Annotated in this window: 16 protein-coding genes; 8 read left to right on the forward strand and 8 right to left on the reverse strand. The window is 35.2% G+C overall.

All coding sequences use genetic code 11. The annotated features are described in order from the left end of the window. Positions 1–19: 19 nt before the first annotated feature. Together ACEPXG_RS03970 and ACEPXG_RS03975 are read right to left on the reverse strand one after the other, a co-directional pair. The gene (locus ACEPXG_RS03970; protein WP_391207725.1) at positions 20–244 is read right to left on the reverse strand and encodes a hypothetical protein; all 225 of its coding nucleotides are present in this window, start codon (positions 242–244) and stop codon (positions 20–22) included. A 415-nt stretch (positions 245–659) separates the two neighbouring features. After that, complete coding sequence (locus ACEPXG_RS03975) at positions 660–1,916, reverse strand: IS4 family transposase (RefSeq protein ID WP_391207726.1); 1,257 nt, start codon at positions 1,914–1,916, stop codon at positions 660–662. A gap of 413 nt (positions 1,917–2,329) precedes the next feature. Here ACEPXG_RS03975 and ACEPXG_RS03980 point away from each other — a divergent pair, with 413 nt between their 5' ends. Further along, the gene (locus ACEPXG_RS03980) at positions 2,330–2,479 is read left to right on the forward strand and encodes a hypothetical protein (protein WP_391207728.1); all 150 of its coding nucleotides are present in this window, start codon (positions 2,330–2,332) and stop codon (positions 2,477–2,479) included. 351 nt (positions 2,480–2,830) lie between these two features. On the opposite strand, the gene ACEPXG_RS03985 is transcribed toward ACEPXG_RS03980, so the two are convergent. Continuing rightward, a complete protein-coding gene (locus ACEPXG_RS03985) occupies positions 2,831–3,892 on the reverse strand; it encodes a Fic family protein (protein ID WP_391207730.1) in 1,062 nt (353 codons plus the stop codon). Between the two features lie 417 nt (positions 3,893–4,309). On the opposite strand from ACEPXG_RS03985, the gene ACEPXG_RS03990 reads away from it, so the two are divergent. Together ACEPXG_RS03990 and ACEPXG_RS03995 are read left to right on the forward strand one after the other, a co-directional pair. Next, positions 4,310–4,729 (forward strand): nucleotidyltransferase substrate binding protein, encoded by a 420-nt coding sequence (locus ACEPXG_RS03990; RefSeq protein WP_391207732.1) that lies wholly within the window; start codon positions 4,310–4,312, stop codon positions 4,727–4,729. Beyond that, entirely contained in the window at positions 4,722–5,009 is a 288-nt protein-coding gene (locus tag ACEPXG_RS03995; protein WP_391207735.1) for a nucleotidyltransferase domain-containing protein, read from the forward strand. The genes ACEPXG_RS03990 and ACEPXG_RS03995 overlap by 8 nt, the downstream gene beginning before the upstream one ends. Positions 5,010–5,078: 69 nt before the next feature. On the opposite strand, the gene ACEPXG_RS04000 is transcribed toward ACEPXG_RS03995, so the two are convergent. Further along, positions 5,079–5,939: an IS3 family transposase gene (locus ACEPXG_RS04000; protein WP_391209765.1), complete on the reverse strand. Its 861-nt coding sequence runs from the start codon at positions 5,937–5,939 to the stop codon at positions 5,079–5,081. Then, positions 5,927–6,280, reverse strand: a complete 354-nt coding sequence (locus ACEPXG_RS04005; protein WP_391207689.1) for a transposase — start codon at positions 6,278–6,280, stop codon at positions 5,927–5,929. The genes ACEPXG_RS04000 and ACEPXG_RS04005 overlap by 13 nt, the downstream gene beginning before the upstream one ends. Positions 6,281–6,762: 482 nt before the next feature. Between ACEPXG_RS04005 and ACEPXG_RS04010 the strand changes: the two genes are divergently transcribed. Then, positions 6,763–6,912: a hypothetical protein gene (locus ACEPXG_RS04010; protein WP_391207736.1), complete on the forward strand. Its 150-nt coding sequence runs from the start codon at positions 6,763–6,765 to the stop codon at positions 6,910–6,912. Between the two features lie 165 nt (positions 6,913–7,077). On the opposite strand, the gene ACEPXG_RS04015 is transcribed toward ACEPXG_RS04010, so the two are convergent. Continuing rightward, positions 7,078–8,202, reverse strand: a complete 1,125-nt coding sequence (locus ACEPXG_RS04015; RefSeq protein ID WP_391207737.1) for an IS4 family transposase — start codon at positions 8,200–8,202, stop codon at positions 7,078–7,080. Positions 8,203–8,636: 434 nt separating this feature from the next. Between ACEPXG_RS04015 and ACEPXG_RS04020 the strand changes: the two genes are divergently transcribed. The 3 genes from ACEPXG_RS04020 (at position 8,637) to ACEPXG_RS04030 (ending at position 14,450) form a co-directional block, all read left to right on the forward strand. Next, entirely contained in the window at positions 8,637–9,764 is a 1,128-nt protein-coding gene (locus ACEPXG_RS04020) for a DegT/DnrJ/EryC1/StrS family aminotransferase (RefSeq protein ID WP_391207739.1), read from the forward strand. A 321-nt stretch (positions 9,765–10,085) separates the two neighbouring features. Next, entirely contained in the window at positions 10,086–11,612 is a 1,527-nt protein-coding gene (locus ACEPXG_RS04025; protein ID WP_391207742.1) for a hypothetical protein, read from the forward strand. A 1,704-nt stretch (positions 11,613–13,316) separates the two neighbouring features. Continuing rightward, positions 13,317–14,450, forward strand: coding sequence for a hypothetical protein (locus ACEPXG_RS04030; protein WP_391207744.1), 1,134 nt, complete (start codon positions 13,317–13,319; stop codon positions 14,448–14,450). A 58-nt stretch (positions 14,451–14,508) separates the two neighbouring features. On the opposite strand, the gene ACEPXG_RS04035 is transcribed toward ACEPXG_RS04030, so the two are convergent. Further along, positions 14,509–15,369 (reverse strand): IS3 family transposase, encoded by an 861-nt coding sequence (locus ACEPXG_RS04035; protein ID WP_391209765.1) that lies wholly within the window; start codon positions 15,367–15,369, stop codon positions 14,509–14,511. Next, on the reverse strand, positions 15,357–15,710 hold the full coding sequence (locus ACEPXG_RS04040; protein WP_391207689.1) for a transposase: 354 nt from the start codon (positions 15,708–15,710) through the stop codon (positions 15,357–15,359). Before ACEPXG_RS04040 ends, ACEPXG_RS04035 begins: the two co-directional genes overlap by 13 nt. Positions 15,711–16,353: 643 nt before the next feature. On the opposite strand from ACEPXG_RS04040, the gene ACEPXG_RS04045 reads away from it, so the two are divergent. After that, on the forward strand, positions 16,354–20,658 hold the full coding sequence (locus ACEPXG_RS04045; RefSeq protein WP_391207746.1) for a 5'-nucleotidase C-terminal domain-containing protein: 4,305 nt from the start codon (positions 16,354–16,356) through the stop codon (positions 20,656–20,658). The last annotated feature ends 75 nt before the right edge of the window (positions 20,659–20,733 follow it).

Below are 20,733 nucleotides of genomic sequence, written 5' to 3' on the forward strand. Positions count from 1 at the left end.
TTCCGATGAAACAACTTTATTATTGTCCGAAACGACTTTCTAACTCAAATATTCGTTGTTCTAGTTCAAGATTTTTATGTTCGATAAAGCTCATTTTTTTACTTGTGTGATCGCGATTGTTGTCCAATTTTTCACCGTTCTTAATTGCATATTTTTCTATCGTTTCTAAGCGTTCATTCATTTCCATGCGAAATTCTTTTTGTTCGGCTTGAATAGCTTGTAGTATTTCTATGACTTTTTCCATTACTTGGTTGCACCCCTTATATCCAGGTAGTATTTGTTTAATTATATCAGAAAACCCCTTCCTGTTCACAGCGAAAATTTTGTCGTGTCCCTGTGTCCGAAACAATTCTGACAATTCCCTACGATTTAATCTTAAGATCATGAAGAGGGGATACTGTTAGAACAATTTCAAAAGAATGTTAATGATATAGGGAAAGTATTAGAGCGGCTGAAATTTCATCTTCAGCGGCTTTCTTTTCTAAAAGTTGTGCATTCTGCTTTCGTATTTGAAAAACGCGTCCACTGTGTCAGAACACTAGCGTTGCAAGAGTTACAAATATATTTATATAATCAATATATTTACAGTAAGTTAGGATACGAAAAAATAAAAAAGAGAACAGGTTTCCAATGGTAAATCAGTTCCCTTTTTTTTACTATTAAGTTTGATCTTGCTGTTTCTTTTTTTCTAATGCTTTTTTCTTCTTTTCTTTTTTGACAAAATGTTCACTTGTGATTGGACTGACAATGGCAAAATCTTCTCCGTATTGGATTGTTTTAGGTTTTGGTATCGGGACTTTCTGACGCCCTTTGCTCTTTCTAAGTTTCCGATTGAAGTGCTGTAAAAGTTCCTTCATTTTGTTCAGTTTGAACTCCTGTATCGTACTAAAAAATGTCCAAAGCGTTTTCGTTGGTTGGTAGGTAAGCCGCATAATTTCCGTTAACGCAACCGTTATTAAGGCGATAAACATTTGGTTCCAGATACCAATAGGAGATTCGCTGAACAAATGGTTTACCTTGACGTGCTGTTTGAGCCACTTGAAGAAAAGCTCCACATACCAACGATTTTTATAGGCTTCTAAAATCTCGTCCTCGGACAAATCGAGACGATTTGTAATCAAATGAAATACAGTTCCTTTATCGTCTATAAATTCGATATAGCGGAGAGGCTCCTCACGGGTTAGTATGGATACCTTTTCATTTTTCCTAACGCTCGGATTTGTAGGCGTATAGGATCGTAATGTTTCCATTCGAAAAGTCTTTCTTACTCGAACAAGAAAATGGATATTTCTTTGTAGCCAACCACCCATTTTTGTTTTGTGGGCATATCCTCGATCCATTACATATAATGCACCATCCGCATCGATGGTGTGATTTACCGCATCAGAATCCGCCACATTTCCAGTGGATGGAATCATCTTTTCTGGAAAAACACTGTCGGACGAAGCGACGGCTATACGGACATGTAATTTTATTCCGCAGGAATCTTTAGAAATTGCGGTCCAATTCGCAGCGTTATTTGGCAGCTTGATATAGGTACCATCAATGATTCGAAGGAGGTCTACATTGGCATTCAACCCTTTAGCATCCCTTTTTAACCGCCAATAATGTGCAGCCAAACGTCCTAGAAGGTCTGCTAAATGGACCGTATTCAGATTCGCTAATCGTCTCCCAATTGTCGAGTGACTGATCGATTCTACTCCGAGTTCTTCTAAAAACTTGGGTTTTGAATAAAGACCGGTTTCAATTTTCCTTTGACTATCCCACTTACAGAGGTTTGCCAGAATAAATATTTTTACCAAAGAAAAGTCCGTGAGTTTCTTTGCATCATAGTTCATAAGTGGACAAGCTAAAACATTGGTAGGTAAATTAGATAAATATTGACGAAAGACTAAATCTTTGTGTACACTTTTCATGGTTGAACTCCTTTTGATTGTGTAGGGAACTGATTTAGTTGTCGTTTCCTTACCTACATTAGGAGTTTTTTGGTGTTTATTCAAGTATTATTTCAAAAATTTATTTTAAATTTATTCTATTTTTTACTGATTTTTGAAACTATGCAACGCTAGTGGTGTCAGAAACAATTCCAAACTATTCAGACGATTTACTGTTAAATAAGCAAGCACTAAATAACATCTACTTCAAAACAGCTAGGCGTTATTTTTCGCTTATATTTGATAAATTTCATAGGATTCATTGTAGACAATTTTAGTTTTTGAGAGGAAAGCATTCAGTCTATCGTTATTATGATAAAATAATAGTGCAACTAAATATTGGATGGGTGGTTGGTTGTCGTGCTTCTTTCCTTAATGGAAAGGAGGTGATAATCATGGAAACATTTCTTGTAATTCTACGAGAAATTCTGAAAGGTGTTGTGCGCGAAACAAGTGCATTTTTCTTTCGGAAAAACTTATTAGTAAACAAAAAGAAAACCACCACGAGCCGTCGTAAGCATAAGGGTGGTTCTCAACGTAAATAAATTAGTTTGACAACCACCACCCTGACGGTAGAGGTTGCAAGAGAGGAGCGTTAGAGCGCTTCTCTCTTTTAATATATGTCCATTATAAATTAGTATAAACAAAAATTCAATAAAAATTCGTTCACTTCAGTGACGCGACCACCATTGAGTGACAAGTCCCCACGGTCATCATTGTAATGGCGTGACGCGTCCCTGTGTTAGAAAAAAAATCAAAGTGAGATATAAAAGTTAAATTCATATAAATTGGCTTTCATCATTTGACTCATGCATTCCTTTGTTGGAACTAATGAAGAAAATTAACCTTTTGTCCAATACCTGTTTTACTTTAATTATTTGAATGAAGCAGGTAATCTAATTTAATAAATCTAATACATCGTAGTTATAATACTCAATGTTCCGTTTTTGGCTAGTATCTTTAAAAATTAATCCTAGCTCATCTAACTCATTTAATACATTGCGGGCTGTTGAAGCTGCAATGTTGAAACGGGTAGAGACTTGAACAGCTGTTGTATTAGGTTCTCTAAAAGTAAATAAGTATACGTCCTTTTGGATTGGTCTTTCACATTTTTCAAGACCTACTGTTGCAACTAATTCTGCACGATCAAGTAGGTCAGTCAACTTGTCAGCCATGCGGTCTGAAGCACTTAAAAAGAATTTTAACCAGCTATTCCAATCTGGATTTTGACCTCTGACGCCGTTCAACAAATGATAATAACGTGAACGTTGCTTTTCTAACTCTTCACTTACAAAGAAAATTGGGCTAGAAACGAGTTTAGATTGCACCATGTATAGAGCTATTAAAATGCGACCTAGACGACCATTTCCATCTAAGAATGGATGAATGGATTCAAATTGAGCATGCAGTATGGCAACTTTCAAGAGGGGATGACTATCTTCATTTAAAATAATTTCATTTTTTATAAGATGTTCTGTTGACAATTTCTCTCCGTAGGAATGTTTATTTGCATATACTTCCCAATTCTCCATGAATGATTCAATTTCATTTGCACCAACAGGAATATAAAAGGCATCTTCTATTTTGTTTGTTGGACCGATGAAGTTTTGAATTTTACGAAACTCCCCACGTGCAACGTTTGTACCTCGAGCACCCTCCATTAAAATACCGTGAAGTTCTAATATAAGGCGAGTTGTAATAGGATAACCATTCCGAATACGTTCATGTCCAGAAATCAAAGCATGCTGATAATTATTAACCTCAATATGCTCCCATTTTGGGTTTGCTTTATGTGTCTGTTCAACCATATCTGTAAAGGTAACTTGAGTACCTTCAATACGTGTAGATTGAACAGATTCCTTTAATGCAAGTGTATTAATAAAATCACTTCTTAAAATGGAACGTTTAAACTTTTCGTCTAGTCGACCAATTTTTCCTGATATATCAGCTAGTTTCATAAATAATTCATAGGCATCCGTATGTTTGATTGAGATAGGTAATTTTTTGACTCCTTGTACCGCACTAATATTGTCCGCCTCCTAAAATTAAATTTGAAAATAATGAGAATCGAACTTATAATTATTAATATTACCATGTTAAGAGCGGAATATGCAATATGCACTCTTTGAAAATCAAAAACGCGTCCACTATGTCAGAAACTAGTGACGCGTCCCTGTGTCAGAAACAATTCTACACTATTCTGACAATAGACTACAATTCAGTGTTACGTAATAAGCAAGAGGATAACCTTTATATACAGTCCTTATGAAAAGTATTGATAAGGTGCAGAAGCAGAAACCTCTGTACTATACCCCTGAAACCCTTAACTAATGGTATAATATCAGGTAATAGCACTGTGATAGGGGGAAGGTTCGATGGAAGAGGAAAACCGTAAATTAAGACAAAGCTTCACCAACTTAAAGAAGGCTTTAGGTCGCCTGGAAGAAGCGTTAAATGAAAATCAAGAGAATAGCCTAATTGTGGATGGAACAATTCAACGGTTTGAATTTACGATTGAAATCTATTGGAAAATGTTAAAAAGATTATTACTTAGCGAAGGAATTGAAGCAAAAACACCGAGAGAAACGTTGAAAGAAGCTTATCAAGTGGGATGGCTTCAAAATGAGCAAGCTTGGCTACAAATGCTGAAAGATCGGAATGAAACTTCACATGCATATGATGAAGACATGGCTAGGAATATTCTACAGAACATCATCCGCTATTTTCCGGAAATGAAAACAACCTTTCAAAACTTAGAACGACAGTATATGAAGGAATTAGATAACAATGAATGAGTTGCTTTTAAATCAGTTAAGGGGAATAGCGAGCAGATATCCCGAAATTGAATCCGTATTGTTATTTGGTTCTCGTGCTCATGGTGATTGTAATCATTTATCCGATATTGACATAGCGATTAAAGCACCTAACATACCGCAAAAGGATTGGCTATTGCTAACGGAACAAATAGAGAATGAGTTAGATACACTTTTGAAAATTGACTTAGTTTTATATGATCGTGTATCGGAAGAATTGCGAGTACAAATCGACCAATGTTATCAAGTTTTATATAGGTGAAGTGTCCCCGTGTAAAAAACGCATCCCTGTAGTCTAGCCCCTATTTTATGGACAGTGTAGAATTGTGCATTAGCTAGCTGAATGTTTTAACTTTAAATAAGCAGTTGGACTTAAATAACCCAGTCTTTTTTGACCACGGTTTTGGTTAAAATATGCAATGTATAAGAGTAAATCTTTCTTTACCTGTTTGGCATTATCTGTCGCATACAAGTGCGGGAATTCTGTCTTTAATTGCGAAAAAAAGCTCTCAATTACAGCGTTATCCCAGCAGTTTGCCTTCCGAGACATACTTGGTGAAAAGTGAAGTTTCTTGGCAAGATTTTTATACTTAAAAGACTTATAGACACTTCCTTGATCAGAGTGAATGATGACGTTTGTTAAGTCGGGCAACTTTCTAGTTTTCATTGCTTGTTTAACAGTAGTTTCTACCAGGTTTGCAGTTGGACTATCGCTCATTTCAAATGCAATAATTTCTCGATTACAAAGATCCATGATTGCAGAAACGTAAAATTTATCTTCTTCCACTGTAATCTCAGATAGATCGGTAACCCATTTACGATTGGGCAGCGAAGCATCAAAATCTCTATTAAGAAGGTTTGGATATACCCAGTCAGATTGTGCATCTTTCTTAGATTGGAAGTACTTCTTAACTCGAATTTTAGATTTAATATTCATCTCATTCATTAATCGCTGTACACGCTTGTGATTAATTACATGATCGTGGTTAGCTTTCAGTTCACCAGCAATTCTTTTCACGCCAATGGTGCCACCAGTAAAATCATATAAGCTTTGGATGACCGTAATATCGATTTGATCCCGCTCAGAAAGAGACTTTTGAGGTTGTGCCATATAGTTGTAATATCCACTGGTTGATACTTTTAATGTTTTACAAAGTGTAGTTACTGGATAATCCTTTCTCAAGGCCGTAATGGCTTCGAAGCACTTCTTTTTTCGTTCTCCTTGAGAAAGGCCTGGAACTTTTTTAAGATTTCATTTTGTATCAATTGCTCCTTGTACTTCTTTTCTATATCTCTTAATCTATTTAGTTCTGCAGTGTGTTCAATCAAATCTGATTTCTCATAGTGTGAGAGAAGTGCATCTTCACCATGTTCTCTGTAAAGTTTCAGCCACCCTGTCAATGAATTAATATGAATTTCCAGTTCGTCCGCGACATCTTGCCTGTTACGTTTATTCAGACGTACTTCATTTACTGCAAATAACTTTTGTTCATATGTGAGTTGACGTTTTTTTGTTTTCTTACGAATGTTCATGATCATGCCCCTCTCAGATGGTTGTATTTACACAATTATAACACTCTATGTGTCCATTATAAGGGGGTCGACCAAACTGTGACAGAAACAATTCTACACTATTCTGACAATAAACTACAATTCACTATTAAATATTATCTAGAATACATGATCTAAAAAAGGAAAAGGGGCTTGAAACAGAGGGGGAACCACTTGTAATTGAATGGTTAACTTCTCTCCTAAAATCATAGCGAATTGTCAGAGTAGCACGAAATCTCCCTAACACAGGGGCCAGTTTTAACCGTCTCTATTAAATAGCACACGCATCACTTTTTCAAGTCTTTATTCAGCTCAGATCCTTTTGTATCAAATTTAATATTAAATTCATAGATTACGACTAGTTTCGACATTATATTTAATGACTCTGTATTACAATATACTGAAAGTTCATTAATTATTAATTGATACAACCTGTAGTGAAAAACGTAGGAGGGTATGGTTGCATGACTTCAGAAGAATTACAAGAAGAATTCAAGCGTATTTTAGAATATGGATATCTTCGAGGGAATGAGAATGAATTGATTAAAACGGATGATTTTATTGGAGAATTATCCAAACAGCTATTAAATTTGCTGGAGAAGAATAAAGTTTAATAAGGATTATATAGAAGAACTCACTAGCGTCGCATAAATGAGTTCTGAATGTTCCGTTTTTTATTTTTCTTGGTTTTAATTAAAAACGAAGACACTCAAGTAGAGGTAGTAAACATCCATTTTTTGACTATAACCTAAGACTGGTGCGACAGAGATTAGCTAACTTTATGGGACAGTACTCCCTGTGATTTTACGCAACCAGATTTTTGCTGGTTTCCATAAAGCTGCTTTTAAGTATCTACTAATTTGTAAGTACGTTCGCTTACTTTGGGTATTTAACTGAGCGAGTACATTTAGACAGTAAACAATCATTGCGATGTACACTTGGTTGTGTACGGCTTGCTCACTGCAACCGTAGAACTTTTTAATGTTCAGATGTTGTTTCATCCATTTAAAGAATAACTCGATCGCCCAGCGTGATTTGTACAATTCAGCGATTTCATCTGCACTCAAATCAAAGCGATTGGTTAGTAAATGAAGCTCATTCCCTTTGGAATCGAGAACTTTGATTAAACGAAACACGTTTTCAGCACGATTCTGGATCGTACCAATGACCACCATTTCATCTGATATAACAGATGAATCTTCAGGTAATCTGAACGTTTCAAGTACACGTATGACGGCGTTTTTACGCAAGCGGGAGACGAAGAAATAGCCTTCATCTGTCATGCCGTCAAAACGTTCGTAATCCAGGTAACCACGGTCAAATACGTACATGCATTCCTTGTCATCAACGAGTACTTCCAATTGACCACGATCATGTTCTATCGCATTCGTTAGGACGGCTTTATCCGGATAGGAACACCCTTTTTCCATGAACACAAGCCGTAAGTGAAGTTTGACGCCCGATTTTGTTTTTCGGAATTTCGCCCACTTGTGATTCGTTAAATTTAACGGTAAGGTGCTCGAGTCAATGATTTTGAGTGGCGTGGTTGTTTTTCGTCTTGTTTGAAAGTCTGTCTTGTTGTGAATTTGAGCAACTAAATCAAGAAGTATAGATTGAAAGAAATCGGTCGGTACTTGATTTAAACGACGGCCTAGTTGAGAAAAACTGATGGAATCTAGGTTCGTTACATGCTGCAGTTCCTCTGAAAATACACAGTCACTTAAAGCGCGTAAACTCTCTGTTTCATGAAGTTGTGCAAATAACAGTAATTTCATAAACGAAGCCATGTGAAGCTTCTTTGTATAGTAGTCTAAATGTAGATTTTTCACTTGGTTTTCTAATAATTTGTTGGAAATCGGTGAAAACCATTGTTCAAATGATGTTTTTCGTGTAATCTTATCCATGAGATTGATCCTTTTTAATGGATTTGGATAGGTTACTACCACCAAACCATTATAAAGGATTTTTTTATGGAAAAATAAAATTACAGAAATTTCAGATTAAATTATGGTGATGAATTATTTTGATGCGACGCTAGTGAGAAGAACTAAATCCTAAATAAGGGCTCGTTCTGTTCTACTGCTCACTCAACTGTAGATTATTCTTTTGTTCAACTCCATTCTAAAGCAATAATAAAATTGAATTGTTATAAATGTTCTAAACATGCCCCTAAGATTATACTTTAATGGCAGGGTTACCTACATAAGGTTATGTCTTCGCATGTGGACAGGTTTTAAAAGAAGAGTTGAAATGTCATGAATGCAAGAGAGTACACCATTGCCGAAATAACAGTAAATTAAGAATGATGAAAATCAAACAGGATAAAGGATGGTTTATTATGGAATTTAGAGATTTAAAGACACAATATCAGAAATATAAACACGAAATTGACTCTGCTATACAAAAAGTTGTTAATGATGCCAATTTCATTGGTGGTAACGAAGTAAAAGAGCTAGAAGAACAATTAGCAGATTATGTTGGGGTAAAACACTGTATTACCTGCGCTAATGGAACAGAAGCAATGACTTTAGTAATGATGTCTTGGGGAATAAAAGAAGGAGATGCAGTATTTATACCAGACTTCACATTCTTTTCAACTGGTGAAATTGTATCCTTTCTAGGTGCAACTCCTGTTTTTGTAGATGTAGATAGCGAAACATTTAATATAGATACAATAAAATTAGAAGAAGCAATTATTAAGACGATTGAAGAAGGAAAGTTAACTCCAAAGGTTATTATTCCTGTTGATTTATTTGGTCTACCAGCAAATTATCCTGAGATAGAGAGAATTGCTAAGAAGTATAATTTATTCGTATTAGAGGATGGTGCTCAAGGATTTGGTGGTAATATCAATGGAAAAAGAGCATGTAGTTTTGGAGACGCTGCTACTACTTCGTTCTTTCCAGCTAAACCACTAGGTTGTTATGGAGATGGCGGGGCCATTTTTACTAATGATGATAAATTAGCGGAATTACTCAAGTCTTTCAAAGTTCACGGAAAAGGCGAGAATAAGTACGATAATGTTCGAATTGGTGTTAACTCCAGATTAGACACTATTCAAGCAGCCGTATTAAAAGTAAAACTAAAAGCATTTATCGATCATGAAGTGGAAGATGTAAACCGAGTATATAATTTATACAATGAAAGATTGAATGGAACTATTGAAACTCCAATCATACCAGAGGGATTTTATTCAAGTTTTGCCCAGTACACTATTAAGCTAAAGAACAAGGAACAGCGGGATGGTCTACAAGCAAAATTAAAAGATGAAGATATTCCTAGTATGGTTTATTATGTTAAGCCAATGCACAAACAAGATGCTTTTGCATATTTGGATCTTAATGATCAAGACTTTGAAACTACTAATAAACTTTGTGATACAGTGCTTTCCTTACCGATGCATCCTTATTTGAGTGAAGAGGATGTGGATAAAGTTTGTGATGTGATTAAAGAGTTTATGGTTTAAATTAAAAACGCGTCCCTGTGTTAGAAACAATTCTACAGAATTCTGACAATTTACTACAATTCGCTTTTAAATAGTATCTAGTAAAGTAAGCGTCAAATAATGCCCACCTAATTATCTTGGTGGGCATTCGCAATTATCCCTCAAAACCCATACCCTTCCAAAATAATTACAAATCAAAAACGAATCCCTTTTTATTCCTATTTTGGTAGTGGTTTATTGCTTCCTTCCATTGATTAGGCTCTATTTAACCTGTATTATTAATCAGTTGAGATATAATGCATATTTCACAACAACTTAGATACATACATCAGGAGGAATTACATGAGCAAAGGCTTAGTCAAGTCAGTAGCTGTAACAGTATTATTAACGGCATCGATCTTATCATTTTCTTCCGTAGCATTTGGAGCAACATCTACGATAGAACAATCGGTAAACAAGATGAAAACAGAGCTTAACAAAGCTACAACACATTATGTGTATCCTTCATTGGAAGGAAAGCTGGTACCGAGCAGCGAGTTATACCCTATATTAAACAGTGCAAAGAAAAACTATCAACTGACTAGAAGTGCGGTAGTTTCCTCAAAAATTTCATCCACACAAAAGACAGCAATTTTGAATGAAATGGACACGCTTTATAAAGAAAAAGTTTCAGAAGGACTAGTAGCTTATATGGATGCGTATAACTATGCTACAAAATATTTAGATCCATTATTAGGTGAAATAGAAGGTGCTCAAGGGAGAAATGACTTTGCTACAGTTGAAAAGATATATCACCAATTGTCTTATCAATTAAAAGGTAGATCTGCCATTTTATATCGATTTACTGGAAAAGCAACTCGCGATTTGTTACTTGAAAAGTACAAACAACCATCAGATCAAAAACATGATGAATTAATGGTACCTGTCACTATTTATATGAAAATTATTGAGGTTGAGAAACTAGTAAGCGAGGGAAAAGAGCAAGAAGCAAAAAAGGTATTTGAAAGTATTCAAGCTTTAGTAGAATTGCTTCCAAAATCTAGTTCAAGTACATTTATAAATAGCTTGCTTAAGAAAGTAGAGAAAGTAAATGAAGTGGTAAAATTGGCTTCATTTCCAAAAGATAAAATACCAACTCCACACCCTGCAGATTTAGTATTGAAAAGTGTGTATTCCACTGGATATGAAGTAAAGAAAAATCATACAGACTTTGAGGTGTTCAATAAAGAACAGATCAAAGTAGTAGGGTTTGAAGGGAACATGTTCACGATTTGTGGGGATTTAAGCGACACAACTTTAATTAAAGCAGCAAGAAGTATTAGTAATATAAGTGGACGTATTAGTTATAACGATATGTACGCCTTTTTTAAAACTGCAAGTCAAGGACAGATTATTAGTAAAGGCGATATGAATATATATACAGATGGCAAAAAAATTATCGTAAGTTGGATTTCAAATGAACAAGATTTAAAAACATTTTTGAATACTGCTCAATTTATTCAATATTACATAAATTTTAGCAGTCAGGTTGTTCGTCTTCCTGCAAATGAAATAAAAATGCAACATAATTCTTATTTTACAGACACATTTATTGATCGATTTATCACGGAGCGAATGACAGCAGAAGTCATAAATGGTGAAACTAAGTATTATTTACTATCTAGAGAAAGCGGACACTTAGTATTGGGCACCATTTATTGGACAGAAGATACAAAAGTGACTCATTTTGAAAAGAACAGCATAAAGTACGTCGAAATAAGTGAACATCATGATAGTAAACTCACTGCTAATCATACGGACTACATTATTCTTAAAGAAGAAAACGGGAATTATAAAGTGGACGATATTAGATTAGAGTACGATAAGTGATGTGTCCATATGGGCACCGTTAGTGACGTGAAACGCGACCACTGTGTCAGAAACGATTCTACACTATTCTGACAATTGACTACAAATTTAGATTCACTAGAACGAATAACACCTCCTACACTTGAATCTATAAAGTGTAGGAGGTGTTTGTTTTAATTGCTATTCGAACTTTATGCGGCTGAAATTTCATCTTCAGCCTCTAGTGACGCGTCCCTGTGTCAGAAACAATTCTACACTATTCTGACAATAGACTACAATTCACTACTTGTGTCAGACACAACTTCAAAACAATTCCTAATCAATCTGGCTTGAGATAGCTAGATTATGGTAGTGCTTTCTGTCGATTATTGTATCTGAAAATGATAAACTTATAGGAGCAGCTACATATAGCGGATGGCGGTTGGCACTCCCTTGAGAAAGGGTGTGTTTATATATGGTGACTTATGAAGCAATGAACATGTTATACCAATCCGGAATGTTCCTCGCAACAGCAGCAACAGCTGTCGTAGCGATGATTGCTCTTTACACCAATAGAAAAAAGTAACCACCTTCCGCTAACGCCCAAGTAAGCAGAGTGGTTACTCCTTGTAACACCTTTTTTGTTTACCACTGGTCAACCGCACTTCATGCGGTATGTCAGCTGCATTGACTGAGTGTTTACGCACTCAGTCTTTTTTATTATATGCTCATTTTACCATACCTAAACTAAAAATACACATCAGCTCGGATTAAAAACGCGTCCCTGTGTCAGAAACAAAGAAATAGGGAAATAGTGAAGTGTCCACTGTGCCAGAAACAATTCCGAACTATTCTGATAATTTACTGCAATTCAAGATTCTTTATAACCAATAATACCTCCTACACTTAATGGATATAGTGTAGGAGGTAGTTGTTTTTTTGAAAAGTTAAGAAAGCATATAAATTTGGCTACTAGTAGTCTCGGATGAATAAAAATTAGTCTCGCTTTAGGGTAAATAGATCTTGAAGTGCCATAAAGTGTAAATAAATACATCTGGTTATGCAACTTTTGTATTCTAGTCTTGGCACTAAAAAGAAATAGGCAGCATCTATTGATAAAGAAGTGCTGAGCGGACGAAATTGTATCTTCGTCCGCATTTAAAAGAGTAGGGAAGTATCTAATCACTCTTTAACCAAACCTAATGCACTATGTTTTTACATATTTCAAGCGTGCGACGGAAAAACATCTGGAACAAGATTACCGAAAAACGTGGAAAGTGAAGTGACACATTTACTTCACGTTCCATAGCCATAACGGTAATAGTGTAGCCGATGTTGTCCAAAGCACTTGGGAATTGGTAAAGACCTGATGCACTTAAAGGACGCTTGCGTTTTCTCCAGGAATGATCATGATCAACCCATCATAATCCGTAACACCTTTATAAAAGCTAAAATTGTTTATTTCCAAAACTTTAGTGGTTAAACAGATTTTTATATCATTATGTTCTTCTTTACTTCTTGGACTAAGCATATAGATGAATGATGAATACTTTCAAGACAGGGAGATGGGTAAATAATTATTAGAGTAACTTGAAGGATTTCGATTACTGCTTCCGGTAGGGGCTTATCAATTGATGGTAACAAATAATTTAACTGACAAGAATGGACAGTAAGGAAAACAAATGCATTAAAAATGAGCTTTAAAGTGAAATAACAAGGAAATAAACACAACTTAGGAGGAATATCATGAAAAAAAATCTAGTGAAAACAGCGGCAGCGGCAGCACTATTAACGAGTTCCATTTTAGCATTTTCTCCAATTGCTTATGGGAAGTCAATCTCTGTCGATCAATCTATTAACTCAGTGAAGAGTGAGTTAAATAAGGCTGCATCACAATATGTATATCCTACGCTTGAAGGAAAGCTTGTTCCAAGCGAATCATTATACGCTACATTAAATAGTGCAAAGAAAAACTACCAGGCTACTAGAAACGCAATTGTATCATCTAAGCTTTCTACAAAAGAAAAAGAAAGTAAACTGAATGACATTGATTCTTTATATAATGAGAAAGTATCTAAAGGTTTAGTTCCTTATATGGATGCGTATAATTACGCAACAAAATACTTAGATCCTTTGATGAAAGAAATTAACGAAGCAGAAGCAAAGAATGATTTTGCTACAGTGGTAGCAGGATACCATCAGTTATCTTACCAATTAAAAGATAGGACATCTATTTTATACCGTTTCTCTGGTAAAGCAGCTCGTGATTTATTGCTAGAGAAGTATAAAAAGCCGGCAGAGGCAAAACGTAATGAATTAACGCTCCCGGTAACCATTTATATGAAATTAGTAGACCTTAAGAGTTTGTATGCTGCTGGCAAAAGTGAAGAAGTTTTAAAAGCATATGCAGAGCTTAATATTTTATTAGAAGGTTTACCAAAGACAAATAAATATGCAGCTCCATTATTCGCAGAAGTAGCAAAAATAAAAGCAATCATAGATGCTCCTCTTGTGGCATTGACGGAACAACAAGCTTTTGATAGTAAAGTAGCAGATTTTGTGGAGAAAGTTAATGCCGGTCAAAAAAACATTACGGTTTCTTCAACTGCTTCTAATTCATTAACTGTTACAATCAAAGAAGATGTCAGCATTTTAGAATTTTTAAGTCAAGGATTCTATACATCACTAATTAGTGGCTTAAATGTTACGAAAATTAATGGAAATGACCCATTATCAGAAGCAGCAATGAATGGGCTTAAAGCGGCATTTTCTGCAGATGCAAAAACATTGGCTGACCTAAAAGGAAAATCATTTCCTTTTCCTTTAACAGTAAACGCCGGTTCAGAATTTGACGTTATTTTTACAATTGCATTTAACTGAAAAAAACATTCGTCCCTGTAGTCTAGCCCCTATTTTATGGACAGTGTAGAATTGTGCATTAGCTAGCTGAATGTTTTAACTTTAAATAAGCAGTTGGACTTAAATAACCCAGTCTTTTTTGACCACGGTTTTGGTTAAAATATGCAATGTATAAGAGTAAATCTTTCTTTACCTGTTTGGCATTATCTGTCGCATACAAGTGCGGGAATTCTGTCTTTAATTGCGAAAAAAAGCTCTCAATTACAGCGTTATCCCAGCAGTTTGCCTTCCGAGACATACTTGGTGAAAAGTGAAGTTTCTTGGCAAGATTTTTATACTTAAAAGACTTATAGACACTTCCTTGATCAGAGTGAATGATGACGTTTGTTAAGTCGGGCAACTTTCTAGTTTTCATTGCTTGTTTAACAGTAGTTTCTACCAGGTTTGCAGTTGGACTATCGCTCATTTCAAATGCAATAATTTCTCGATTACAAAGATCCATGATTGCAGAAACGTAAAATTTATCTTCTTCCACTGTAATCTCAGATAGATCGGTAACCCATTTACGATTGGGCAGCGAAGCATCAAAATCTCTATTAAGAAGGTTTGGATATACCCAGTCAGATTGTGCATCTTTCTTAGATTGGAAGTACTTCTTAACTCGAATTTTAGATTTAATATTCATCTCATTCATTAATCGCTGTACACGCTTGTGATTAATTACATGATCGTGGTTAGCTTTCAGTTCACCAGCAATTCTTTTCACGCCAATGGTGCCACCAGTAAAATCATATAAGCTTTGGATGACCGTAATATCGATTTGATCCCGCTCAGAAAGAGACTTTTGAGGTTGTGCCATATAGTTGTAATATCCACTGGTTGATACTTTTAATGTTTTACAAAGTGTAGTTACTGGATAATCCTTTCTCAAGGCCGTAATGGCTTCGAAGCACTTCTTTTTTCGTTCTCCTTGAGAAAGGCCTGGAACTTTTTTAAGATTTCATTTTGTATCAATTGCTCCTTGTACTTCTTTTCTATATCTCTTAATCTATTTAGTTCTGCAGTGTGTTCAATCAAATCTGATTTCTCATAGTGTGAGAGAAGTGCATCTTCACCATGTTCTCTGTAAAGTTTCAGCCACCCTGTCAATGAATTAATATGAATTTCCAGTTCGTCCGCGACATCTTGCCTGTTACGTTTATTCAGACGTACTTCATTTACTGCAAATAACTTTTGTTCATATGTGAGTTGACGTTTTTTTGTTTTCTTACGAATGTTCATGATCATGCCCCTCTCAGATGGTTGTATTTACACAATTATAACACTCTATGTGTCCATTATAAGGGGGTCGACCACTGTGTCAGAAACAATTCTACACTATTCTGACAATAGACTACAATTCACTTTAAGATGTTTTGAAACATATTTTTTAAACTAGCTGTTTTCCTCTACCTCATTCTGACAGGAACATTTAAACGAGCGTCCCTGTGTCAGAAACAATTCTACACTATTCTGACAATAGACTACAATTCACTTTAAGATGTTTTGAAACATATTTTTTAAACTAGCTGTTTTCCTCTACCTCATTCTGACAGGAACATTTTATGTTCTTTTGATTTTCCCATTCTCATTTTAATTAATAAGGAAAGATAAAATTAGATTTTGCTATTTCATTACTTATCTATTATTGAATCGAATTTTTATAAATCACTTTTTCTTTCTTAGAAAAGAAGTTAAATTGAGTTCATCTCTAATATAAAACATTATAAACAGAAAAATCATAAAAATTTAATGAATTCTTAATTGTACTTCATATTATTAAATGGTATGTTTTAACTAGAATCATATTAATCTATTAATTTCATATCATTGGAAAATTATTGATAGGATTCTATCGTTATTATATTAATATAGGAGGGGAATTATGAATAAGAAGATGAAAAGGTCCGTAATGGCAACAGTACTTGCTACCTCATTGCTAGCTCCTACAAATGTAGGTTTCGCTAACAATTCATTACAAGATTTGGTGGATCAAGCGAGGAAGGATATGAAAGAGGCAGCCTATGCGTATGTAGTACCGTCTCAAAAAGGAAAAGTTGCAACAAGCGAAGAATTGTATCCAGCATTGAATGTAGCAAAAGCAAATTATCAAAAAGCAAAGAATGCGATCGAGAAATCTAATGCAAAAAATAAAGATACTTTATTAAAAGATTTAAATGATTTATACAATGAAAGAATTACTAAGGGGATTATTCCTTATATTGACGCTTATAATTACGCAGAAAAATACTTAAATCCAATAATGGCTGACATTAAAAAGGCGGAGACAGCAAAAGATTGGGTAAAAATAGAAACTCTATATCATAAGTTATCTGTACAGTTAAAAGGACGTACCGCAATTCTTTATCGTTTTTCTGGCAAAGATGCAAGGGATTTATTACTAGAACAGTACAAGGAACCTGCAAACTTTAAGCGCGAACAGTTAAAGGTTCCAGTAACTATTTACATGAAAGTAAATGAAGCAGAAAAATTATTACTAGCTGGGAAAACTGAAGAGGCTACTAAAGTATTAGAATCGATTAAATCTTTGATCTCTCAATTGCCTTCTACTAGTTCGTTACCAATGGTTAAAGAGTTGCTTGAAAAAGCAAATGATGTAGCCAAAACAGCTGGTATTGATCTAACAACACCAACAACACCAACTACACCAACTACACCAACTACACCAACAAAACCTCCTTCTACAGGTGGCGGAAACAATGGAGGTGGCAATGGTGGTAACACGGGTTCCAAAAACTTCAACCTGTCGATCATGCATGTAAATGATATACATGCTAATACGGACAAAGCACCGAAGCTTGTTACAGCAGTAAAAGAAGTAAGAACAGTTAAACCGGATGCATTGTTATTAAATGCAGGGGATGTTTTCTCTGGTACTTTATATTTTAATGAATTCCTAGGCCAAGCCGACTTAAAATTTATGAATCTAATGAAAGTCGATGCCATGACATTTGGTAACCATGAGTTCGATCTTGGTTCGTCTAAAGAAGGTCATCAAGCATTAGTTGATTTCATTAAAGGGGCAGAATTCCCATTTGTATCAGCTAACGTAGATTTTTCAAAGGACGAGAAATTTACAGGTTTATTTAATACAAAGATTCCTAAAAATCCCGAAAAACCTAAGAATGGGAATATTTACACGGGAATTGTAAAAGAAATAAACGGAGAAAAAGTTGGTATTTTTGGACTAACAACCGCTGAAACGGCAGACATCTCAAGCCCTGGAAAAATTACATTCTCTAACTATATAGAAGATGCAAAGAGAATGGTTGCTGAATTTGAAGCAATGGGTATTAACAAAATTGTAGCACTTACACATATTGGTTTTGATGATAATCCTGCTGTAGACAATGATCAAGAACTAGCTGCAAATGTACCTGGAATTGACATAATCGTTGGAGGACACAGCCATACACAGTTAAATGTACCTGTTGTTGTGGATAAAGATAATAATGGTAAAGCGAAAGACAAAACAATTATTGTACAAGCATATCAATATTCAGATTACCTTGGTACTTTAGATGTTGAATTCGATAAAAAAGGTGTCGTAGTAGGGCATGCTGGAAAGCTAATTAAAACTGCAGATAAAGCAGAAGACGCTGAGGCAGCTGCGCTCTTGAAACCTTATAAGGACAAAATTGCAACTGTTAATGAAACGAAAATTGGAGTAACTCTTGAAAATGCACTTTTAAGCCCAAGAGTAACTGATGTAGGTTATGTTCCAGGCACAAGTGTAAGATCTAATGAAACTATTCTAGGAAACATAATTACAGACGGTATGCTGGCGAAAGCGAAAGATTATGTAAAAAATAAAAATGTAATCATGGCACTCCAAAATGGTGGAGGCATTAGAACTTCTATTCCATCAGGTCAAGTAACAGTAGGTGGTGTTATAAAAGTACTTCCATTTGGTAACACACTAGCAACAATGGAGCTAACAGGTGCAGAAATAAAACAGGCACTTGAACTAAGCTTTAGTGCATATCCTTCTGAAAGTGGCGGTTTCTTACATGTATCAGGTGCAAAAGTAGAATTCGATTCTTCTAAACCTGTTGGAAAACGTGTAATATCGATTGCTTATAAAAATGCAGAAAATAAGTATACTCAAATCCAAGATTCCGAAACATACACAATAGCAACAAACGCATTCACAGCTAAAGGTGGAGACGGCTATGACGTATTTAAAAAAGCGTATGAAGAAGGTCGTGTAACAGATCTTGGACTTTCAGATTGGGAAAATTTAAGAGATCATTTAATATCTGTAAAAGATTCTATTCCAACTAAAATTGAAGGTCGTATTGTTGACGTTGCAGAAAAATCCAACTTTAATCTTTCCATTATGCATGTAAATGATATACATGCTAATACGGACAAAGCACCGAAGCTTGTTACAGCAGTAAAAGAAGTACGCAGAGTTAAGCCGGATGCATTGTTATTAAATGCAGGGGATGTTTTCTCTGGTACTTTATATTTTAATGAATTCCTAGGCCAAGCCGACTTAAAATTTATGAATCTAATGAAAGTCGATGCCATGACATTTGGTAACCATGAGTTCGATCTTGGTTCGTCTAAAGAAGGTCATCAAGCATTAGTTGATTTCATTAAAGGGGCAGAATTCCCATTTGTATCAGCTAACGTAGATTTTTCAAAGGACGAGAAATTTACAGGTTTATTTAATACAAAGATTCCTAAAAATCCCGAAAAACCTAAGAATGGGAATATTTACACGGGAATTGTAAAAGAAATAAACGGAGAAAAAGTTGGTATTTTTGGACTAACAACCGCTGAAACGGCAGACATCTCAAGCCCTGGAAAAATTACATTCTCTAACTATATAGAAGATGCAAAGAGAATGGTTGCTGAATTTGAAGCAATGGGTATTAACAAAATTGTAGCACTTACACATATTGGTTTTGATGATAATCCTGCTGTAGACAATGATCAAGAACTAGCTGCAAATGTACCTGGAATTGACATAATCGTTGGAGGACACAGCCATACACAGTTAAATGTACCTGTTGTTGTGGATAAAGATAATAATGGTAAAGCGAAAGACAAAACAATTATTGTACAAGCATATCAATATTCAGATTACCTTGGTACTTTAGATGTTGAATTCGATAAAAAAGGTGTCGTAGTAGGGCATGCTGGAAAGCTAATTAAAACTGCAGATAAAGCAGAAGACGCTGAGGCAGCTGCGCTCTTGAAACCTTATAAGGACAAAATTGCAACTGTTAATGAAACGAAAATTGGAGTAACTCTTGAAAATGCACTTTTAAGCCCAAGAGTAACCGATGTAGGTTATGTACCAGGCACAAGTGTAAGATCCAATGAAACTATTCTAGGAAACATAATTACAGACGGTATGCTTGCGAAAGCGAAAGATTATGTAAAAAATAAAAAGGTAATCATGGCATTCCAAAATGGTGGAGGCATTAGAACTTCTATTCCATCAGGTCCAATAACAGTAGGTGGTGTTATAAAAGTACTTCCATTTGGTAACACATTAGCAACAATGGATCTAACAGGTGCAGAAATAAAACAAGCACTTGAACTAAGCTTTAGTGCATATCCTGGTGAAAGTGGCGGTTTCTTACATGTATCAGGTGCAAAAGTAGAATTCGATTCTTCTAAACCTGTTGGAAAACGTGTCATATCGATTGCTTATAAAAATGCAGAAAATGAGTATACTCCAATCCAAGATTCCGAAACATACACAATAGCAACAAACGCATTCACTGCTAAAGGTGGAGACGGCTATGACGTATTTAAAAAAGCGTATGAAGAAGGTCGTGTAACAGATCTTGGACTTTCAGATTGGGAAAACTTAAGAGATCATTTAGTATCTATAAAAGATTCTATTCCAACTAAAATTGAAGGTCGTATTGTAGACGTTGCAGGTAAAGGATCTGAAACTGTGCCAGCTGGTAGTTTCTCAGGAACAGCTGATACTCCAAAAGTTTATAATGGCGACGTAATCGTTTCTGTGACAGACGTAGCATCTTTTAAGCATGCAGTTGTCAAAGGTAATTTGATCCTTACAGGTACACCAACAGAAAATGTGTCATTCTTAGACATAAAAGTCGAAGGGAATTTAGATCTTTCAGGACTTGACGGAGTAATTTATAATTTTGATGGTTTAACAGTAACAGGTGAAATGAAACTTTAATTCTTTTCGCCAAGCCTTTTGATTGAAAGCAAAAGGCTTTGTAATTGCACTAACTACTCAATTGAATATAAAAAC

It is taken from the genome of Psychrobacillus sp. L4, from assembly GCF_042944905.1.
GTDB lineage: Bacteria > Bacillota > Bacilli > Bacillales_A > Planococcaceae > Psychrobacillus.